Annotated in this window: 13 protein-coding genes; 6 read left to right on the top strand and 7 right to left on the bottom strand. The window is 64.1% G+C overall.

What is annotated here, in order from left to right:
- Nucleotides 1–2: 2 nt before the first annotated feature.
- Together QZ408_RS12320 and QZ408_RS12315 are read right to left on the bottom strand one after the other, a co-directional pair.
- Nucleotides 3–2,024, bottom strand: a complete 2,022-nt coding sequence (locus tag QZ408_RS12320; RefSeq protein WP_292491914.1) for a magnesium chelatase subunit D family protein — start codon at nt 2,022–2,024, stop codon at nt 3–5.
- A gap of 95 nt (nt 2,025–2,119) precedes the next feature.
- The gene (locus QZ408_RS12315; protein ID WP_292491913.1) at nt 2,120–2,449 is read right to left on the bottom strand and encodes a hypothetical protein; all 330 of its coding nucleotides are present in this window, start codon (nt 2,447–2,449) and stop codon (nt 2,120–2,122) included.
- Nucleotides 2,450–3,015: 566 nt separating this feature from the next.
- On the opposite strand from QZ408_RS12315, the gene QZ408_RS12310 reads away from it, so the two are divergent.
- Nucleotides 3,016–4,197 carry a peptidase S9 gene (locus QZ408_RS12310; protein WP_292491911.1) on the top strand — a complete coding sequence of 394 codons (1,182 nt, stop codon included), beginning with the start codon at nt 3,016–3,018 and terminating at the stop codon, nt 4,195–4,197.
- Between the two features lie 88 nt (nt 4,198–4,285).
- Here the strand turns inward: QZ408_RS12310 and QZ408_RS12305 are convergent, their stop codons facing one another.
- Genes QZ408_RS12305 through QZ408_RS12285 form a run of 5 tightly spaced genes read right to left on the bottom strand, consistent with a single transcriptional unit; the run spans nt 4,286 to nt 11,478 of the window.
- On the bottom strand, nt 4,286–7,924 hold the full coding sequence (locus QZ408_RS12305; protein WP_292491909.1) for a cobaltochelatase subunit CobN: 3,639 nt from the start codon (nt 7,922–7,924) through the stop codon (nt 4,286–4,288).
- The gene (locus QZ408_RS12300; RefSeq protein WP_292491907.1) at nt 7,921–8,715 is read right to left on the bottom strand and encodes an ABC transporter ATP-binding protein; all 795 of its coding nucleotides are present in this window, start codon (nt 8,713–8,715) and stop codon (nt 7,921–7,923) included. The genes QZ408_RS12305 and QZ408_RS12300 overlap by 4 nt, the downstream gene beginning before the upstream one ends.
- Entirely contained in the window at nt 8,715–9,779 is a 1,065-nt protein-coding gene (locus QZ408_RS12295; RefSeq protein WP_292491905.1) for an iron ABC transporter permease, read from the bottom strand. Before QZ408_RS12295 ends, QZ408_RS12300 begins: the two co-directional genes overlap by 1 nt.
- Nucleotides 9,776–10,996: an ABC transporter substrate-binding protein gene (locus QZ408_RS12290; RefSeq protein WP_292491903.1), complete on the bottom strand. Its 1,221-nt coding sequence runs from the start codon at nt 10,994–10,996 to the stop codon at nt 9,776–9,778. Before QZ408_RS12290 ends, QZ408_RS12295 begins: the two co-directional genes overlap by 4 nt.
- Nucleotides 10,993–11,478: a hypothetical protein gene (locus QZ408_RS12285; protein WP_292491901.1), complete on the bottom strand. Its 486-nt coding sequence runs from the start codon at nt 11,476–11,478 to the stop codon at nt 10,993–10,995. Before QZ408_RS12285 ends, QZ408_RS12290 begins: the two co-directional genes overlap by 4 nt.
- 409 nt (nt 11,479–11,887) lie before the next feature.
- On the opposite strand from QZ408_RS12285, the gene QZ408_RS12280 reads away from it, so the two are divergent.
- The 5 genes from QZ408_RS12280 to QZ408_RS12260 are packed head-to-tail and all read left to right on the top strand — an operon-like array spanning nt 11,888 to nt 20,622.
- Nucleotides 11,888–13,696 (top strand): DUF3344 domain-containing protein, encoded by a 1,809-nt coding sequence (locus tag QZ408_RS12280; RefSeq protein ID WP_292491899.1) that lies wholly within the window; start codon nt 11,888–11,890, stop codon nt 13,694–13,696.
- The gene (locus QZ408_RS12275; RefSeq protein WP_292491897.1) at nt 13,683–14,660 is read left to right on the top strand and encodes a DUF3344 domain-containing protein; all 978 of its coding nucleotides are present in this window, start codon (nt 13,683–13,685) and stop codon (nt 14,658–14,660) included. The genes QZ408_RS12280 and QZ408_RS12275 overlap by 14 nt, the downstream gene beginning before the upstream one ends.
- A 4-nt stretch (nt 14,661–14,664) precedes the next feature.
- The gene (locus QZ408_RS12270) at nt 14,665–15,330 is read left to right on the top strand and encodes an ABC transporter ATP-binding protein (RefSeq protein WP_292491895.1); all 666 of its coding nucleotides are present in this window, start codon (nt 14,665–14,667) and stop codon (nt 15,328–15,330) included.
- Entirely contained in the window at nt 15,327–16,550 is a 1,224-nt protein-coding gene (locus QZ408_RS12265; protein ID WP_292491893.1) for an ABC transporter permease, read from the top strand. The genes QZ408_RS12270 and QZ408_RS12265 overlap by 4 nt, the downstream gene beginning before the upstream one ends.
- A gap of 4 nt (nt 16,551–16,554) precedes the next feature.
- Complete coding sequence (locus tag QZ408_RS12260) at nt 16,555–20,622, top strand: DUF3344 domain-containing protein (protein WP_292491891.1); 4,068 nt, start codon at nt 16,555–16,557, stop codon at nt 20,620–20,622.
- Nucleotides 20,623–21,033: the final 411 nt, after the last annotated feature.

Raw genomic sequence — 21,033 nt, 5'->3', positions numbered from 1 at the left:
TTTCAGGCGGGGTGCACCATTACATCCCGCTCGGCTGCTGTGATATCGTGCAGGAGCCCGGCGGAGAGGTCGGCGATCGGGTAGTAGCCGCCGCCGGCGCGTTCCGCAATGGCCCGGCAGTAGCCGAGCCGGAACGCTATAAAAGAGTTCCCCGTCTCCTCTGTATCGATGACCATCGTCCTGATGCCCTGCGCCCGGATCTTCCCGGCGATGCCGAGAACCTCGGGGCGGACGTCACCGGATATAGGGACGTTCGCCCGTCCATCGGAGAGGACGACCATCATCGGGATGACCTCGCCGTTCTTCCGTTGTTCCTGCTGGAGAACCTCCATGCCTTTCGCAAGACCGGCGGCAAGCGGCGTCTTCCCGCCGGTGGGGAGGTCCTCCAGCCGCTTCTGTGCGAGATCGACGCTCGAGCAGAGCGGGAGGAGGAGATCGGCGCTGTTTCCCCGGAACGCCACAAGGCCGACGCGGTCGCGGTGCCGGTAGGAGTCCGCCAGCATCGAGAGGACCGCGCCCTTGGCCGACTCCATCCGCTTTGTGGCTCCCATCGAACCGCTGGCGTCGACCACGAAGACACACGCGACAGAGACCTTCCCCACCCGGACCCGCTCGCGGATATCCTCTTTCTGGACGGCGACCGCCATCCCCTTCCTGTCGCGCACTGCCTGGTGCGGGGCGGCTGCCCTGAGCGTGGCATCGAGCGCGACGTCGCCGGTGCCGGTCGGATACCGCGCAGAGACGTATCTTCCTGCATTTCCCGCCGAGAAGGTCTCAAGCCGCCTGCCGGAGGCTCTCTGCCGCTCCAGCGTGTCTCGCCGCTCCGGCAGGTTCATCTTCCTGACGTCGACCGGGTTCCCGACCGGGAAAACGGTTTCATGTGCGGCACCCCCGTCGGAGGGGGGCGGCTCTCCGCCGCTCCCGGCGGGGCGCTCATCGCCGGCCGTGCCGCCCCCGCCATCCCAGGGAGAGTGGTCGTGCCCCTTCCCGGCGTTCTTCAGTGCTTCGTCGAGCTGCTCCGGGTCGATCTTCGGCTCCTCGAACGGTTTCCGGCGCATCCGGTGCGGGAGCGCGAGTTCCATGGCCTCCCGGACGTCGTCGCGGGTGACGGCAGTTCTTCCATCGAGAGCGGCGATCGTCTTTGCCGTGCGGACGACGGCGATATCGGCGCGGTGGGTCCTGACACCAAGCCGGATGCACGCTTCCGCCACTGCATACAGGAGGGCGTCGCCGGCCGTGACCGACGGCAACAGCGCCCGCGCATTGACGATCTTCTCGTGCAGTTCCTCCTGCGCCGCCCTGAACTCCTGCCGGCACCCGCCGGGATCGCGCTCGAACGCTTCGGCGGCCCTGACGATCGCCACACGCACGGCGGGGTCCTCGATCCCCTCAACGGTCACCTGGAGCCCGAACCGGTCCAGCAGTTGCGGCCGCAGTTCTCCCTCCTCAGGGTTCATGGTCCCGACCAGGATGAACCTGGCAGGATGGGAAAAGGATACGCCTTCGCGCTCCACCACGTTGACGCCCATAGCAGCAGCATCGAGGAGGACGTCAGCCACGTGGTCATCGAGCAGGTTGACCTCGTCGATGTAGAGGATGCCGCGGTTGACCGCGGCAAGGATACCGGGATCGATCGTCACCGTCCCCTCACGGATCGCCCGCTCCACGTCGACGGTGCCCACCACCCGATCTTCGGTCGCCCCGAGCGGGAGGTCGACAACGCGGACTCGCCGCCGTTCCACATCCAGGTCCTCTCCGCAGGCCTTCTTCCCGGCGCAGGCGCTGCAGATGCCTCCGTCGCCGGCAGGATCGCAACTGTACGGGCAGCCCCCGACCACGTCGATCTCGGGGAGGACGCCGGCAAGCGCCCTGACCGCGGTGGACTTGGCCGTCCCTTTCTCGCCGCGGATGAGGACGCCGCCGATTCCGGGGTTGACAGCGTTGAGAACGAGTGCACGTTTCATCGTCTCCTGGCCGACGATGGCGGTGAACGGGAGGACGTTCCTCTGCGCCTGGTATGACATATATGAGAATAGGGCGTAAGAGGTGTTAAATAATTACTATTTAGTAGTATATTTGACCCGGCGAGGGCGCACCGCCCCCGCCCGGGGCCGGGTTCTCAGAACTCTTCCGCGATGCCGTAGCCGTACGACCGCAACGCCAGGCTCCCTTTCTGCTCCGGGTATGCGGTGAGCATGAGCCCCCGTATCTCCAGGAATTCCTCAGCAGAGACGATGGAGACCGGATGGAGCAGTTCGTCCTCGTCTGGCGCCATCGACCAGGAATGGATGTAGTAGACATCGGGCACACCGTCCTCTACATGCACATAGAGGTCTTTTCCACGCACATATGCCCCGTCAGGGCTGCCCCGCGGTGCGTAATAGATGCAGGCGTCACGGTCGGTGTCCAGCACGATCTTGCCTTCGTTGTGGGTGATGCTTTTCTTCATGGTCAATCACCGCCGCCCCGCCACCGGCAGGGCAGTTCGGCAGGCGGCAGAGATGAGCTCCGGGAGCCCGGTGAGGTGGCCATGGCCGTTCTGTGGCCCGGGCCAGGGCACCGGCGGCCCCGCCACCGCCCGCCAGGCAGAGATAGAACGGGGAGTGTTATATAACTTACTATTCTTAAGATTAAGTAATATTTTATTAATGATTAGTAACATAAATTTCCCCAACGGCGTCGTCATCCCGGTCTTTCGGTAGTGCCCTGGGAAAGCTCCTGCCTTCGCACCTAACGGTGCTCATGCTCCCGTTCTGACGAACCGGAGCACGTTCCGGCAGTCGCACCCTCCGGCCAGTCGCATATCGCCTGACTGCCCCCGCTCTCGGGAGCGGGGTGGGGGTTGATGAGAGGGGGCAGAGCATTGTTGCGCTGGAGTGGGGGGCCATCAAACCGGAGGTGCGTATAGTCTGATGGGCCCGGAAGATAAGCCCGAAGGGAAATAAGTAAGATCAAAACAATTACAAAGATCGAAGTATTACAAGTAGTATCCAACTGTATGCAGGGATGTGAACCATGACAAGAACCGGCCTGACCCCGAACGCGATATGCATCATTCTCCTGCTGATCGCGTGCGCTCCCCCGGCAGCGGCCGCACCCGTCGTCCAGCTGACGAACGATTCGGCATTCGATTCGTATCCCTTCTGGTCTCCGGACGGTGCCAGGATCGCCTTCGTCTCCTCCGACGGAGTTCATGCCGGCATCCGGGTGATGGAGCGCGACGGCCAGAACCCGATACCGGTGACGGACAACGTTTCGTGGAATCTCTTCACCGAGTTCGACCCCTGGTCGCCGGACGGGAAGAGACTCCTCTTCTTATCCGACGACGGAAGTGGGCTCGACCTCTGGACGATGAACCCTGACGGGACCGGGAGGGTGCGCCTGACCGAAGGCGGCCGCATCCTTCCCATTCCGGGGCTCTCCGGCTACGGGGCGGATTGGAGCGCCGACGGAAAGCGGATAGTCTATACCTCCTGCCTCTTCGACAATCCGGCAATATGGAAGGCCTTGAAAGGATCACCTGCGGTGAACCTCTCGGATATCCGGAAGGATGCCGACATCTGGATCATGGATGCAGACGGCGGCAACAAGAAGCAGCTGACGACCGGAGGAGATGCGCGCCTGCCCCTGTGGCAGCCGCAGGGGGACAGGATTGCATACCTCTCGGAGGGAGCCGGGAACCGGGAGATCTGGATCATGCAGAGCGACGGAACGGGCAAGACACAGGTGACGTTCAGCGAAGGGGACGTAACCGGGTATTCCTGGTCCCCGGACGGGGACAGGATCGCCTACGTCGTCGCGGCACCGCCGGGGACATTGCCGGAGTTCTCTCTCCGGATTATCAAGAGCGACGGATCGGGTTCAGAGCAGTTGACAACCGGGAACTGGGATAAATCACCGGTCTGGTCGCCGGACGGTGCCAGGGTCGCCTTCCGGTCGGAGTCGCGGAACCAGGCGCTCTGGGTGGTGGAGAGCGACGGCTCCGGCCTCGCACCCCTCGGCCCTGATAATCCAGCATACATGATGCAGCAGTGGTCTCCCGACAGCAGGACGATCCTCGTGAGCGATGGGAACGACCTGTATGCAATCCCGCTCGAAGACCCGGCGGCACCCGCATCGCCGGGATTTGGGATAACTGCTGCAGCGGGTGCACTGCTTCTCACGGCATGCCTGCTCGGATTGCGAAAGCAGGAATGAGGGAAAAGCGGGAACGTACCGCATGAAGACGATGTACCGGCGGCACGGCGGAGCGTGATGCGTTAACCCATCACCGTCTTCGCGCCGCTCACTCCTCCCCCCGTGCTTCCCGCATTGCGTTCACATCCTCCACGGTCACCACGCGGACCGCGCCGCCCTGGACGTCGCCGCCGGTATCGCCCATACGGTCCTCGATCCAGCCCTCCATCTCCAGGTACGCCCCCCGCAGCCCATCGAGGACATCCGGGTCGGCATCCCAGAGGCCGCGCTCGTGCGCCTCAAGCAGCCGCCTCCCGATCTCCTCGAGCGCCCAGGGGTTCTCGTCCGCGAAGAACTGCCGCATCTCTGCGTCCAGGACGAACGTGCGGGTGATATCATCGAAGATCCGGTCGTCCACCTCCTCGGTCGTCGCCTCCCACCCGTAGACGGTGCCCACCTGCCGGGAGATGTCTCCGGCACCCTTGTAACCGTGCCGCTTCATCCCCTCGATCCACTTCGGGTTGAGGAGTTTCGCCCTGACGACCCGCCGAATCTCGTCAGCAAGCGTCCTGACCTCCACGCGGTCCCGGTCGCGCGTATCGCCGTAATAGGCGGGCACGTCCCGGTGCGCGAGGGCGCGCACCGCCCCGGTCAGCCCGCCGTGCGCTCCGAAATAGCAGCAGCACCCGAGAAGGTCGTACTCGTCGGTCACCGTCTTGTTGAAGGTGAGGTCGACGGTGGCAAGTTGCGCGGAGAAGGTCTCCCGGGACTCTTCGCCGAAGTTCCCCCGCCCGTAGGCATAGCTGTTCCACCGGAGAAAGACCTCCGCAAGGTCCGTCTCCTCCTTCCAGGCCGACGCGTAGACCGCCAGGCTGACACCGTTACCATAGGTGCCCGGCCTGCTCCCGAAGATGCGGGCCGTCCCGCTCCCCGCAAGGGCGTGCTTCCGGATGAAGTTTAGCTCCGGCGGTTCGTCCAGCCCGGCGACCTCGCAGATCGCGTCGTCCAGGAGTTCGATCGAGGTGTAAAAGCAGTCCCGGAGGATCCCGCTCATCCTGACGGTGACGTCGATCCTCGGCCGCCCGAGCTCCTCGAGCGGGGTCACGCGGTAGGACCTGACCCTCCCGTCCGTCCAGACCGGCTCGACCCCGATGAGGGAGAAGACCTGCGCGAGCTGCTCGCCGTCGGCCCACATGATATCGGATGCCATCCAGTACATACCGACGTTCTCTGGGATCTCCCCGTGCTCGCCGACGTACTTCTGGATTACGCTCTCTGCAAGCCGCGTTCCGATCCGCCACGCGGCGCGGGTGGGGATGCGAGAGGGGTCGAGCGAGTAGAAGTTCCTCCCGGTCGGGAGCACCTCCGGCTTGCCCCGCGTGATCAGCCCGGAGGGGCCCGGCGGGATGTAGCCGCCGGCGAAACCCGAGAGCAGGCTCCCGATCTCATCGGAGGCGTCGATCCGCGCCGCGAGGTCGAGGACGTCGGCCCGGATCTTTGTGAGCGCCTCCGGGTCGGGGTGCGGGAGGCCGCCCGGGACCTCTCCCGCGAGGATCGCGGAGATGAGTGCCTTTGCTGTGGCATCGGCATCCCGCAACAGGGCGTCGTCCGAGGTCGATGCGTCGCAGCCCATCATCCGGAGCACCGCGCCCCTCACCTCGCCGTCGTAACGCATGACGGCATGGATGAACTCAACCCTGCGTTCGCCCTCCGGCACCTCCCCGAAGATGTGCATCCCGTCGGGAATCCGGGTCCCGGCGATCCGGGTTACGGCGGTATGCGCGGCGGCGACCACCTCCTCAAAGGCAGACCCGTGTACAAGTCCTACCTCTTCGGCGATACCGGTCGACTCCAGGAGATCGGCGATGGTATGCTCGAGCGCGTGCGCCCTCGCCCGGTCAACACCCTTTGCCCGGTTGTAGTCCGCGATCTGCTCCTCGAGTTCCTTCAGGCCGGCGTAGAGATCGCTTGAGGTCATCACCGTCTGCATGTGGTCGACCAGGGTTGCGTAGCTCCGCCGCTTGGCGATCGTCCCCTCAGGCGGGTTGTCGGCGTTGTAGATGTAGAGGTGGGGGACGGTCCCGATGGCGATATCCGGGAAACAGGCATCCGAGAGGGCGACCGATTTCCCCGGAAGGAACTCGAAGTTCCCGTGCGTGCCGACGTGGACAATCACGTCCGCACCGAACGTCTCCTCGATGTAGCGATAGGTCGCAAGGTACTGGTGGGTCGGCGGGACGCCCGGGTCGTGGAGGAGCCGGCAGACCTCGCCGTCGCACCGCGGGCCGGCGCACCCGCGTTTGGGCTGGACGCAGACGATGGCGTTCCCGTAACGCACCCCGGTGACGACGATCTTCCCTTCATGGACCATCGCTTCGCCCGGCGGCCGTCCCCACGCCTCGCAGAGCCGGGTCCGGACCTCTGAAGGGAGCGTCGCGAACCAGACGGCATAGTCCCCCGGCTCCACCAGCGCAAGGGCGCCCCCTTTCCGGACGATCTCCGCAACTGACGTCCAGCGGAAGTCGCTGATCGCTTTTCTCTCCATGATGGTCTCGACCAGGTCTTTACCGCTCTTTGGGCATTCGACCGCATACCCCCGGTCGCGCATCGCCCCAAGGATCCGTGCGACACTCTCCAGCGTATCGAGGTGTGCCCCCGCCCCGACCGTCGCCTCGACCGAGGAACAGGGCTTGTTGTGGAGGATGAAAGCCACGCGTCTCTCCGCGGCGGGTTTTGCCGCAAGGTCGATCCACCTCTTCGCCCGGCTCACGAACTTCGCCACTCGCTCGGTGATGGGGACGTGCCGCTCGCCGATCTCCTCCAGGCCGCGAACCTCTGCCGCGCCGATCGGCACCATCTCGATCGCGCCCAGGAACTCGGGCATCGCAACATACCAGGAGACGTCGCTCCCACGCATCCCGTCCAGATCGGCCCTCCATTCCGCCTCGGTCCGGTGGTAGAGGATCAGGGGGCGGAGCACCGGTACGCCGAGGTCTTTGAGGGCCTCGACAAAGGCATCTGCGTCACGGGGCGGCGTGAACGTTCTTGCGTCGACGAACGCGTCGATCCGACCCGCAAAGAAGGTCGCGAGCACCTCCCGGTCGGATCGCGCCCCGATAGCCTCGTCCGCGATCCCGAAGCAGAAGACCGGGAGGAGATCATAATATATCTCGAGTTCCCGGATCAGGGCGTCCTCGACGGCCAGATCCCCGTTCACCCAGTGCGTCCGGGAGAAGAGGAGCCCGACGCGGAGGGGGTGCCGGGAGGGGTACCACGCCAGGTAAGCGCCGGGGTCGTCGAAGACGCACCCGGCGTCCGGATGGTAGATCCCCTCCCAGCGGGTCTCCTGCGGGGGGTCGTAGGCGACATCCATCCCGACCACTTCGGCCTGGACGTACCGGATCAGGTTCCTGATGTTCTCCGGCCCGCCGTAGAGGAAGTAGGCGCTCACCGTGGAGACGACGGCGAGCGGTACGGTCGAGGCCGACCAGGAGGCATCGGTGTAGCCGAACGATACGACCGGAACGCCCTCCGCGAGGCCGCCCAGGATATCGTCCCAGACGGGGTCCTGCGAGGGGTGGAGCAGAACGACATCTGATCCCCTGCACGACTCGATGCACCGTTTTCGCATCTCTGAATCATCTATCAGTTCATGTACCTGCCACGCGGCAAGGTCGATCCCTGCCTCCCGCGCTGCGCTGGAAAACTGCAGCAGTTCGCTGCCCCAGGCCACTATAGTTATCTTCATGCTATCTCCACCAGACTATCGTTGGCAGAAGGCCGGAGGGGGACCACGTAGGGTACCCCCATCTCGTCTTTTATGACCGCCTCGATACCGTAGGCTGCACGCACCATTCCCGGGGTCAGGAGGGAGGAGGGCGTCCCCCGCCCGAGCACCCGCCCGTCCTTTAAGATCAGGAGCCGATGGCAGTAGCGGGCGGCAAGGTTCAGGTCGTGGATCGCCGTCACTACAGCAAGCCGGCGTTCTTCCGCGAGCCGGGCGAGGAGGTCCATCACCTCGATCCGGTTGCGCATATCGAGCGCGCTCGTCGGCTCATCGAGAAGAAAGACCCTGGCGTCCTGCGCGAGCGCTCGTGCGACCAGAACCCGCTGCCGCTCCCCTCCCGAGAGACGGTCGGCCCTGCGGGACGCGAAGTCGCCGATGCCGAGGAGAGAGAGCGCTTCCGAGACCCTCCGTTTATCCTCTTCGGAGACGCTCCAGCGCAAGTGCGGCCGCCTGCCCATCAGGACGGTCTCAAAGACCGTCGCAGAACCGGCAACGCCGCCGTTCTGCGGGACGTAGGCGACCGTCCGGGCGATCTCCAGCCGGCTCATCGAGCGCATATCGCGTCCGTTGAGATGGACATCCCCTTCCGGGTCGAGGATCCGGTCGAGGCACCGGATCAGCGTCGTCTTCCCCGAGCCGTTCGACCCGACGAGTCCGAGAACCTCGCCATCGTCGAGGGCGAACGAGACGTCCTCGAGCACCCGCCGGTCGTGGTAGGCAAACGAGACCCCTCGTGCACAGAGGAGCGGCATCAGGCATCCCTCCTGCGCATGAAGAGGTAGAGGAAGAACGGGATGCCGAGGAACGCCGTCATGATCCCGACCGGGATGATCGTTCCCGGGATCGCGGTGCGGGCGAGGCAGTCGGCGCCGAGGAGGAGGACGGCGCCCACGAGCCCGGATGCAGGGAGGAGGGCGCGGTGGTCGGTCCCGATCACCATCCTGGTGATGTGGGGCGCGACCAGCCCGATGAACCCTATAGTGCCGGTGAAGCAGATGATCACCGCTGTTACGAGCGATGCGGCGAGCATGAACCCGGCCATGGACCGCTCCACCGGGACGCCGAGGCTCTTCGCTGTCTCGTCGCCTTCGGCGAGGGCGTTGAGATCCCATGCCCGCCAGAGGAGGAGCGGAACGACGACAGCAAGGACGACCGTCACGATACCGAGTTTCGGCCACGAGGACCTGTCTAGGGATCCGAACATCCAGAAGACGACCGCCTGCACCTTGTCGGCGGTCCCCAGGTACTGGAGGAGCGAGGTGACGGCCGAGAAGAGGTACATGAGCGCGATGCCGGCGAGGATCATCGTCTCGCTCCCCATGCCCCGCAGGCGGGCCATGCCGTAGATGGCGGCCGCGGCGAGCATGGCAAAGAAAAACGCATTGCCGATGACGAGGAGGCCGCCGGAGAGGAGGCCGGCACCGAGGACAATAGCGACCGATGCGCCGCACGAGGCCGCGGAGGCTATACCGAGCGTGAAGGGGCTTGCAAGCGGGTTTCGGAGGACACCCTGCATGACCGACCCGGCGATCGCAAGCCCGAATCCTGCCACGACCGCGAAGAGGACGCGGTGCAGCCGCCAGCCCCAGACGATCCCGACGGCGTTGGACTCGACCATCCGGTCCGGGAGGTCGACCGCGCCGGGGAAGATCCCGGCAAGGACCGCGATGTAGGAGTCGGCGACCGAGAGGTCGGCAGACCCGAGGGTGACCGCGACCCCGGCGAGCGCTATGAGTATCACGATGAGGCCCGTGATGAAGAGCGCCCGCTTCTCGGTGAGCCGCGTGTATTCCTGTCTGCCGAGATCGACCATCATGCCGGGTATACGAATGTTCCGTGTCTGTCGAGGTCGTAGTCGAGCCGCTGGAACTCCTTTAGGTACTGCTGGTGGATGGCCCGGGGGTCCAGGTCGCCGAAGAGGTCGGGGTAGAACCATTTCGCGAGGTAGGCGGTGCCGATGAAGTAATCAGGCCCCCCGATGACGTCGGTGTGGATGATATGCACCCTGCCGTCCCTGACCGCTTTGATCTGGTTCCAGACGGGGCGGTCCCCGATCGCGCGGAGGACCTGCTCGAAGGATGACCGGTCATCGTCGCCGTAGCCGCCGAACGCCAGCTCGCCGGCGCCGACGAGCTTGATGATGACGTCAGGGTTTCGGCTGATGACCGCCTCGGGGTCGACCACAGGGTATTCGACCGCGGTGTCGGCGAAGATGTTCCTGCCGCCGGCAAGCTCGATCTTCTCGTCGTAGCCCGAGCCTTTCCCGGCACTCTTGTAGTCGTGCCAGCTCTCCAGGTAGACCGATACCCGGTCCTCAACCGGGATCGCATCGACCACTCCTGCCACGGTACCTGTAACGCTCCTGTGGAACGAAAGGAACCGCCGGGCCTCCTCTTCTTTCCCGAGGAGGAGCCCGAGCGTCCGTGCCTCTTCGGCGTAGGTCGCTGGGCGGTAACCGTCGAACCGGAAGAAGCGGATCCCGGGGTCGATGGACCGGAGTGTCTTTTCGATATCGGCGCACGAACTCTCGGAGAGGGTGGCGTAGAGGAAGACCGCATCGGGGTGGATGCTGGCCGCCTGCTCGTAGTCAGGGGACCAGATCGACCCGAGGTTCGCCTTTCCCTGGTACTCGGGGTAGAAGACCGGGTCTTCGAGGACGTACTTGCTCACGCCCACGACCCGATCGGGCTCGAGCCCAAGCGACCGCAGCATATCGAGGGTGTCGCTGTTGAAGAGCGCGATCCTCCGGAGCGGACGGGTGAGCGTCGTCGCCCGCCCGGACGAATCGGTGATCGTGAGCGCCCGCCCGTCCCAGTGCTCATAGATGAACGCGGCGTCCCGGAGGTCGACGGGCGACGGGGCTTCAACCGTTCCCCCCATGAACCGGGCGTCAAGGGAGTCGAGGATCGCGGCCGCGAGCTCGGACGACGTCAACGTGCCGTTGCCGTCGCGGTCGCACGGGATCGCCTCTGCCGCCGCCGTTCCGACCAGGAGAAAGGTGCAGCAGACGAGCAGGAGAAGTTTACGGGTCATCGCCCACACCTCCGGGCGCATATCATGGCAAGCGCTGCGAGCGCGGCCGCATACCCAAAGCCGGGTGTCGACGGAACCGTCGCCTGCGCGGCCTGACTGGAGTTCCGGGGCCCATCCGATCCCACGACGCCCGACTCACCGGTCTGCAGGTCCTCCCACGTGCCGGTGAACGCCTCCCCGGCCTCCGGCGGGCCCTGCACCCGGTAGCGGATCGCCTCCTCGTCGATCACGGCGAAGGCGACGTTCTGCCCGGAGACCCTCGTGCGGTCGTCCGGGTGGTCGCACCCGACCCACGTGTAGCCGTCGGGGATGGTCTCGACGATGCCCCCGACGGGGATACCGGTCACCGTGAGGGTCACCTCAAGACCGTTCCCGGAGCCTTCAGGCAATGGCACAATGACCCTTGCGACACTACCGGCCGCTGCGGGGGCCGCAAGCACAAAAATCATGATGCACAGGAGTATTGCTCTGTCAGGTGTCACTGCAGGAAGATATACGGTATAGTGCTAAATATGTTTTTATTTGTATTACTTATTCTACTGAATTCTAAGATTTGGTAAATTAAGTATTAACATAATTAATAAAATTATGAATTTTACAGGTTTCCAGAGAGATGATGAGGCCCTGTGCCTGGCCGGGAGTGCAACCGGTGGGGTGTTTGAGGCCGTCCTGAACCTTTACCTGGAAGGGACACCGACTCGTGCCTCCAATGCTTGTGCACCCGCCATTCCCCCCGGGGCACCTCCGATCTGCAGAACGCTCCGGGGTGTCTCCGAAGAGAGAGCAGAGATGGCAACAGACCGGGGCCGGTGTGAACCGGGCAAGTGGGAGCTCCCAATTCACACAAAAATGAAAAGTCTTAATACTGGATGTTACTACCTGATGAACAGTATGAATCTATTCGACTTCACCTATGCATGTTTATGCGCGCTTATCGTATTCACTTTCATTACAACTCCAGTCTCGGCAATCTACGACTTTGAAGGCATCCCCCTCCACACAGCGGCCCAGGGCGAGGTACGGGGGGAGGTGCTCACCTTCGGGACCTACGGGCTCACCGCCCCACCCATCGAGTGCACATTCGCACTCCCGGCAAAACCGACCTGGGCACGGGTCTACACGGGTATCTGGGGCGGCACCGAGCGCTACACCGGGTGGGAAGAGATCAGCGTCAACAACGCTGTCCCGGCCCGCCGGGAGCTCTTCGGGAAAGATGACCGGCACCCTGAGACCTTTGTATCGGGATACGGCGTCTACTGGGTCGCGCACGACTGCACCGACCAGCTCCGGGGCGGCAAGAACACCATCAAGCTGACGACCAGCAGGGGACAGCCCGAGAGCAGGATCGACGGGCGCTCCTACGGCATCTTCGTCGTGGCCGTCGTCGAGGATGCCGCAAAACCGGTCACCCGGTACTGGATCGCTGAAGGAAACGAGAACCTCCACGGCGAGGGGTGGGCCGGCACAAACCCCACACGCCACGACACGTGCGAGCTCATCCTTGAGAAGGCACCTCCGGCAGAGAAGGCCGCCGCTGACCTGACCGTGGTCCTCCTTGCCTCGACAAAGGGGCAGCCGGACTACGTCCTCTTCAACGGCGAAGACCTGGGCGTCCCGGTGACCGACCTCTCGCTCTATCCCGAAGGCGCGCGGGATATCGGCAACGAGCGTATCGGCGATGCAACCGGCGGTGCCGGGGTCGAGGCCCGGTACGTCGACGTCGAGACGTTCGACGTCGGCAGCCTCCTGAAGGATACCAACCGCATCGTCTTCGAGCGCGGGAGGGACCTCAACGGCGACGGCGAGATCAGCACCACCGGATCGAAGCCCGAGGGTGAGGACTACATCCACCCCTGCTCCGTGATCCTCACCGCGCGGCGGCCCGGCGCCTCGCCTGCGCCCGACTTCTCCGTCGACGCACCCACGGCGACGGGAGCCTATGCAGGCGAGGAGGCGACGATCTGGGCGACGATGAGGAACTACGGCACACGGCCCGATGGGAAGATCGGGGTGGTCTTCTCGGTCGACGGGAAACCCGTCAAGATGGTCGAGGTCGAACCGGCGAGGTCCGGCGTCCAGCAGGTCGAGGCCGGCGTCACCCTTGCCGAAGGCCGGCATACCATCACGGTCCGGGTCGACGCCGGCGGCGATGCCGACCCGACGGACAACGAGGCATCGGCGCAGCTGACGGTCGGCACGGTCCCCGACCTCTCCGTCGTCATCGGGGCGCCGGTCAGGGCCGGGGCTGAGGCGCATGCCGCATCGCCGCAACAGTCGCCGGCCCCGCTCGTTGCCCTGGTTGCAGGGCTCTCTCTCGCCGCGCTCCTTGCCGCGATGCGCCCGCCCGGCGGGAAGACAGCGGTTATCCTGGTCGCAGGCGCGGGCATCGTCGCCGTATCGCTGCTGGCGGTACCGCCGGCTGCTGCTGCAGGGTACCTGGACTATACGATCCCGGTCACGATCAAGAACGGCGGCGGGAGCGACGTCGGCGCCTTCGACCTCACCATCTACCTCGACGGGGATAAGGCGGCGGTAAAGCATGTCGATGGGATCGGTGCTGGGGCAACGGTCACCATCGACGTTCCGCTCTACACGACGCCCAGGAAACACCGGCTCAGGGTGGTTGCGGATGAGAGGGGTGCGATCAAAGACTCGAACCGGGCAAACAACGCGGCGGAGGGCGAGTATGTCTTCCCGTAGGATCGCCGTCGGGTTGATCCTCCTCTTTCTCGGACTCCTCGCAGCGCCCGCGGCGGCCACCTACGCCGGGGATAGACCGCTCTCGACCGTGTTTAACGACGAGTTCCGGGGAGGCTACGTCTACACCGTGGGAAACAGCACCTACAGCGGCTCAATCGGTCCTGAGGGAGAGTATACGGTAGCGTTCGATCCTGAACTCCCCGCAGACGCAACTGTCCGCTACCAGCGCATCTACGTCTACTGGGCCTGGAGCAAGCTCGACCAGAACGCGATCTACCCGGTGCTCTCGCTCACCCGCACGGATACGGGAGAACATCTCGCAGAAGCCGGTCGCTACACGGACTCCAAGGGGTTCGTCAGCCAGAACGACTTCTTCTCAGGAATGGACATCTTCACGACTGGAGACCTCAACCCCGGAAAGAACTCCTTTACGGTCGTCCTCAAGAACAACGCCACCGATAACAGGACGTTTGTCGTCCAGGGGATCGGCCTGCTCGCCGTCTACGAGAGCCCCGGATCGCCGGAGGCGATCGCGTGGGTGAGCGAGGGAGCCGACCTCCTCTACAGCAGTCACGGGATCACCCCCGTCATGGCGTCGAGCAGGATCGATTTTCCCGGAACGATCGACCGGTCCGGCCTTAAATCGGCCGAACTCTTCATCGTCGCCCCCTCAGGCGGCTATACGCGGGAGAAGATCCCCGTGATCAACCGGCTCTTCTTCAACCGGGAAGGGACGAGCAGCATGCCATCGTTCTTCGAAACGATCCTCTCGGCACTCTTCCCGGGATCGAGCGGGAAGGAGTGGGTGAACGTCTTTGACTCCGACGAGACGATGCAGGTCGGGATCGACCGGCGGGACGTGCTGCCCTACCTGCGGTCTGATGGGAATTTTGCGCAGGTCCAGGACGAAAAAGATTATCTGGTCCTGACGAACGCCGTTCTCTGGGCCGAACGGAGGGGGTAACGGTATGGAGACTATCATCGAGACGAGACACCTGAGCAAGGCGTACAACGACCGGGTGACCGCTCTGGCGGACGTAAACCTGGCCATCGGAAAAGGCGAGTTCGTCGCGCTCCTCGGGAGAAGCGGCAGCGGAAAGAGCACGCTCCTGAACATCCTCGGCGGCCTTGACGCCCCGACATCGGGGGAGGTCCGGATCGACGGCAGGGGCGTCGATTTCGGCGATCGAAAAGCACTTATCGCGCTCCGGAGGGAGGCCATCGGGTTTATCTTCCAGAGTTTCAACCTCATCCCGGCGCTGACGGCGCAGGAGAACGTGGAGTACCCCCTCCTCTTCAATTATCACGAGAAGGCCGCGAGGAGAGAGCGGGCCGCCGACCTCCTTGCGACCGTCGGTCTCGCGGACCGGGCGCACCACTACCCGAGGGAGATGAGCGGCGGCGAGCAGCAGCGGGTGGCGATCGCCCGCGCCCTCGTCGGAGACCCCCTCATCGTCCTGGCCGACGAACCGACGGGGAACCTCGACTCAAGGACACGCGACGAGATCTTTGACCTGATGCGGCGGGTAAACCGGGAACGGGAGACGACGTTTCTGATCGTCACCCATGAGCGCGAACTCGGGAAGCGGACGGACCGCACCATCGAACTCCTTGACGGGAGCGTGGTATCGTGATCGTCGGAAGGCTGATCGATTATCTGATGGCCGCGGCCCACCAGGTCGCGCGGAAACGGATGCGCGTCTTCCTCACCGCCCTCGGCATCGCTATCGGCGTTGCGGCGGTCGTCGGGACCGTCTCCCTGGGCGAGGGCATCCGCTACCAGGCGGTGGAGGCGATCAAGGAGCAGTCCGACCTGACTCTCATCGAGGCGACCGCGGATATCCGCGGCGGCGCGATCCAGCTCATCACACCGGCAAAGATCGGCGAACTCGACGCCATCCCCCACGTCGCGGCATCTTCGGCGGTGGTCAGGGAGGCCTACGCCACAAAACGGCAGACCTACCTTGAGGTCGTGGGCGTCGATCCCGGCGGGATCGGGGACGCGATCAGGCCGAAATACCTGAAAGGAGAGCTCCTCGCTCCCGGATCCCGACAGGCGGTGCTCGGACACGACGTCGCCGAGACGCTCCAGCGCTACGAGGGTGTCCGGCTCGGCGATACCATCCCGATCCTGATCCGGCGCTACGATGAGAACGGCATGCCGGTCGACGAGGAGGTGGGCTTCACCCTGGTCGGCGTGCTCCAGGAGCGGGACGACGCGTTCGACCAGGTGATGCTGATCGACCGCGGGGTCGCGCAGGAACTGCGCGGCGGCGAAGCGACGTTCGACGGCGTCCTAGTCAGGGTCGATCACCCCGACGCGGTCTTTGATGTGGTAGACGGCATCAAGGCGCTCGGCCTCACCGCACAGGGCGCGTTCCAGCAGATCGAGTCGGTGAACCGGCTGATGGACGTCGTCGTCCTCATCCTGGCGTTCTTTGCCGGGGTTTCCCTGATCGTGGGGGCGCTGATGATCGTCAACACGATGGTCACCTCGGTCTTTGAGCGGACGCGGGAGATCGGGATCACCATGGCCATCGGCGCCTCTCCGGGCGACGTCGTCTACCTGGTCCTCGCCGAATGCCTCTACATCGGGGTGATCGGGGGCGTGATCGGCGATCTCTTAGGCGTCGCGTTCTCGGGCGTGATCAACACCTTCGGCAAGCCGTTCATCGTCGCCCAGCTCGGCGACACGTTCTCCACGTTTGCGGACGCCGAGATCACCCTGATCACGCCCGGGCTCCTCGTGCTCGGGATGGCTATCGCGATCGCTCTCTCCCTGGTATCGGGCCTCTATCCGGCGTTGAAGGCATCACACCTCAACCCGGTGACGGCGATACGGACGGGGGTGTGATGGTATGAGAGACAGATCAATTATTTCAGGAGTTGTGCTCTCTCTTCTCCTGCTGCTGGTCCTGGTGCCTGCACCCGCGGCGGCCGATCAGTTCGTGGGCGGCATCCCGCTTGAGACTATAGAGAGCGGCGTCGTCTCCGGCGGGTTGTGGCACGACTCGTTCGTGGGGACAAGCGTGCAGGATACGGATATCACGAAGACCTACACGCTCCCTCCCTACACGAAGATCAAGTGGGCGCGCCTCTACGTCGCCGTCTACTGCGGCCACATGCAGAACAACTACGAGCACCGGGCGACCGTGAAGTTCGACGGCGGGTCTGGGGTGCAGACGCTCGGTGTGGAGGAGCTCCGCGCGTCATACTGGTTCCCGGCGAACCCTTCGCCGGACGGCATAAGCGGGCCGGTCTGGGTGAACAGCCACTGCAACCGGGTGACGAGCGATTACCTGATGTGGTACGACGTAACCGGTCTGATCACCGGGAAGAAAGCGGTTGCGGAGGTGAAGACGGAGAAGCCGCAGGGCTACAAGGGAACCACCGACGGGAGGATCAAACTCGTCACGCTGGTCGTCGCCTATGACGACGGCGACAACGACGAGGTGTATTACTGGGTGAACCAGGGGCATGACGTCCACTCCTACTATGTCGAAGAGAACATGGGAGACCGCTACGAGGGCGAGACGACCTTCTCGACCGATGAACTCCCCGAAGACGACGACCGCGAAGCTGCCGCCGAGCTCTCGGTCATCCACATGGCAAGCCACGTCGGGGATTTCTGGTTCAACTCCGATCCGCTCGATGCCGACCGCACTCCCCAGGGAGCCTACTCGGGGTACCTGACATGGGACGTCTCCGACCTCCTGAACCCGGGGGCGGCGAGTACGCTCGTCTACACCCGCGACACCGATGTCGTCGGGGGTGGCGGAGGGTTCCTGGGTGCGTTCTTCAAGACACCGCTTGCGTTCCTTTCGGTTCGTTACCCTGAGGAGGAGGTCGGGTCGATCCAGGTGACCTCGACGCCCGCCGGCGCGGCGATCTATCTGGACGACGAACCGACCCAGTGGACGACGAACACGACGATTCCCGGCATCTCCTGCGGCGACCACTCGATCCGGGTCGAGCTGGAACGCTACCGGACACCCGACGACCGGGCGATCACGGTGAGCAGGGACAAAAACACCACGGTCCACTTCACCCTCGAACCGATAACAGGGAGCATCGAGGTGACGAGCGAGCCGCCCGGGGCCTGGGTCTACCTCAACGGGGAGAACATGTCGGTCTGCACCCCGGCGACGCTGGAGAACCTGGTCGTCGGCGACTACACGGTGGAGGTGAGGGCGGAGGGGCGCGAAGACTACCGGACGGTTACGGTCAATGATGGCGAGACCTCCTCCGTCGACTTCAACTTCAAGGACTCCGGGGGCGACTCCGGCGGCGGAGAAACCGTAGATTACGGTTACACGGGGAAGAAGCTGGATATCGTCGCCTCGGATACGCTCTGCGGGAACCTGACGTACTACGATTCCAGCAGTTACACCGGGCTCATCCACGCCGGCGAGAGCAGGGAGTTTACAATCCGTGTCCCCGCTCCCGCGAACGGCACGATCCGGTACGCACGGCTGTATATCTACACCACCTGGGGGCACGATGAGAAGAAGAAAGAAGGGACCACGGTCAGGATCAGCCTCGCGGTCGACGGAAAAGAGATCAAGGCCGACAAAGCCTATAATGACCGTAAAAACGAGGGGATCTACAACTACCTCCTCGAAACCCACGCGTTCAACGTCACGGGCATCAAGGGCGGCGTCGCCGGAGAACACGTCGTGACGGTGAAGAACGACGGGAGAAAGGACGATGTCTTTGCGACGTACGGCGTCGGCCTCCTGATCGTCACCGAAGATCCCGCCGAACCCGAGACGACCTACTGGATCGCGGAGGGGTCGGATACGGTCTTTGCCAACCCGCAGTTCGGGACGACGTCCGAGGACTGTATAACGACGGCGGTCTTTGAGGAACCCGTCGACCTTGCCGGTACCGGCGAAGCACGGCTCATCCTCGTATCTACGGCCGGTTCGGGGATGGACGACGATGAGCACCGGATCGCCTTCAATGACGGTGAGTGGTTCAACCTGCTCACCGCCGGTTCTTCGGCGATCAGCGTGGCCGACGTGGACGCGAGACCGTTCCTCCGACAGTCGGGAAACGAGGCGGGGATCCAGAGCCTCATAACCGCGACGAAGGGAGACTATATCGAGAACCGCGCCATCATCCTCGTCGTCAGGAAGGGCAGCCCGCCGGCGGGCTACGAGACGAACACCACACCCACGGCGAGCACACCCGGGACCCCGGCGACGCCGTCCGCCGATGCCGGATCGCGGTTCACCCTTAATGCAACCAACGGGCGGGTCGGGGCCACGCATATCGTCGCCGACGGCGGGGCCGTCGACCTCTACATCCCCGAAGGGGCAGCGATCGCCGACGGGGCCGGGAACCTTGTTTCGACGGTGACGCTGCAGAGGCTCAGGCCCGGGGACGCAGGGGGTTTCGAGCGGGCCTACGCGATCGGCAGCGACGATATGGTGAGCGACCTCCTCCTCAGGCTGGTCATCTCCGTGAGCGAACCAGGGGGTATGATCGCCAGGTACGACCGTTCCTCGGGCACCTGGCAGACCCTGGAGACCGCGGCCGATGCGACGGGCGACAGCGTCTCGGCAACGATCCGGCAGGGAGGCGTCTATACGGTCTGGTACGGCGAGACCGGGGAGTCCGCCCCGGACGGCGGTCTTCTCGGCCTGTTGTTCGGTGCCGTTCAGGCGTTCTTCGGACTGCTCGGCTTCGCCTCCGCCGGGGAGGAGCCGGGACCGGCGCTGGCGGCGGCGGAGTCCGCACCGGATCCCGGACTGGCTCCGGCAGAGCCCGCACCCATGACCCCGGCCATCGATATCACCACGATGCGATTCGGTCTCTCGGTCCTCTCCGATCCACCGGGCGCGCTCATAGACCTCGACGGGGAGTACACCGGCAGGACGACCCCGGCCGCCTTCGCGTCGCTCCCCGGTGGCACCCACACGGTCCGGGTGCGGGTGGACGGCGCCGAGCCGGTGGAGCGGGAGATCCTGCTCGAGCGCGACGACGAGGTCGTGGTCGAGGTTCCGGGTCCCGCTTCCCCCGGCCTGCTCCGGACCTGGGAGCAGAACCACTACGGCGGCGTTTATGTCGACTCGTTCCCGGATGGGGCGGAGATCTACGTCGACGGACGCAAGGTGAACCGGAAGACTCCCGACATCGTCTACGGGCTCAAGGAGGGGTTGCACACCATCAAGGTGAAGAAAGAGGGGATCACGTTCAGCTCCGAGAAAGAGCGGGTCTGGATCGATAAAAACGCCATGGGACGGGTGATGTTTACCAGCGGCAACACGGAGCTGACGCGCTCGATCACGTTCGAGTCGGCCGATTACGCGCAGAAACCGTTCTCGATCAATGGCAGGTACCTGGGCGATCGGTTCCCGAAGACGGTCGAGGTACAGGGGATCGGGGGGGCATATATCACCATCCGTGACAACGAAAGTTACCGGAGTTACAGGATACCCACCACCGTTGAGTCGAACGATACCGTCATCGCCGCGTTCTCCGGTACCCCCTGCAGTCTTCTCGTAACATCGGCACCGGCAGGGGCAGCGATATCGGTCGACGGGTTCCAGACCGGGTTTGCCACGCCGTATGTCGTTACCAGCACATCGGAAGGGAAGCACCTGGTCTCGGTTTCAAAGCCGGGATATATCCCGGCGGAACGGGAAGTTCTGCTGACCGACCACGGCGAGGACGCCACGGTGAAGCTCACCCTCGAACCCTACACGTGGGGGTCGCTTGCGGTATCAAGCACCCCGGCGGGCGCTAAGATTTATCTCTTCGGCCGGGATACCGGCGAGGTGACCCCCCACACCTTCCACTACCTCGATATCGGCAGTTATCCGGTGAAGGTGGTGGGGAAGAGTGCGTCAAAGACGATCGAAGACGTCATAGTCTCGCCACATGCGACCACCGAATGCTATGCCGACCTCTCAGGGGACTGAAAAAACCTGGCATCCACTTTTTCGCCGGAATAGAACGCAGGGGGTATGACCTCTGATGGGAGGAATTCTACAGAGTCGCGTGCACCGAAACCCTATCCTAAGATCGTTTCAGCCGCACGCGAGAATCCTCCGAATATTCGTCGTCTTTCCCGGCGCGTCGACAGGTTCTCCGGGGCCAGGCCGTTCCGACAGGATGATTTACCCTGATTACCAACCTGATATTCGGCCCTGCCGTTCCTCTGTTCACTTCCAGGTTGGATGCAGGGCCAACCCCTGGTTCCAGAAGACCGGATATCTTCTCACTGTTCTCGTGCGGAACTTGCTGCGCATCGATTCCGGAAATTTCGGCCTCACGCCTCTCTGTAGTTGTATAAAGCAGGAATACAAACGCCGGCAGCAGAGGTTCACCTG

Source organism: Methanoculleus sp. 10 (assembly GCF_913757945.1).
Lineage (GTDB): Archaea > Halobacteriota > Methanomicrobia > Methanomicrobiales > Methanoculleaceae > Methanoculleus.
Note: the sequence above shows the minus strand (reverse complement) of the source record. Positions and strands in the feature narration are given on the sequence as shown.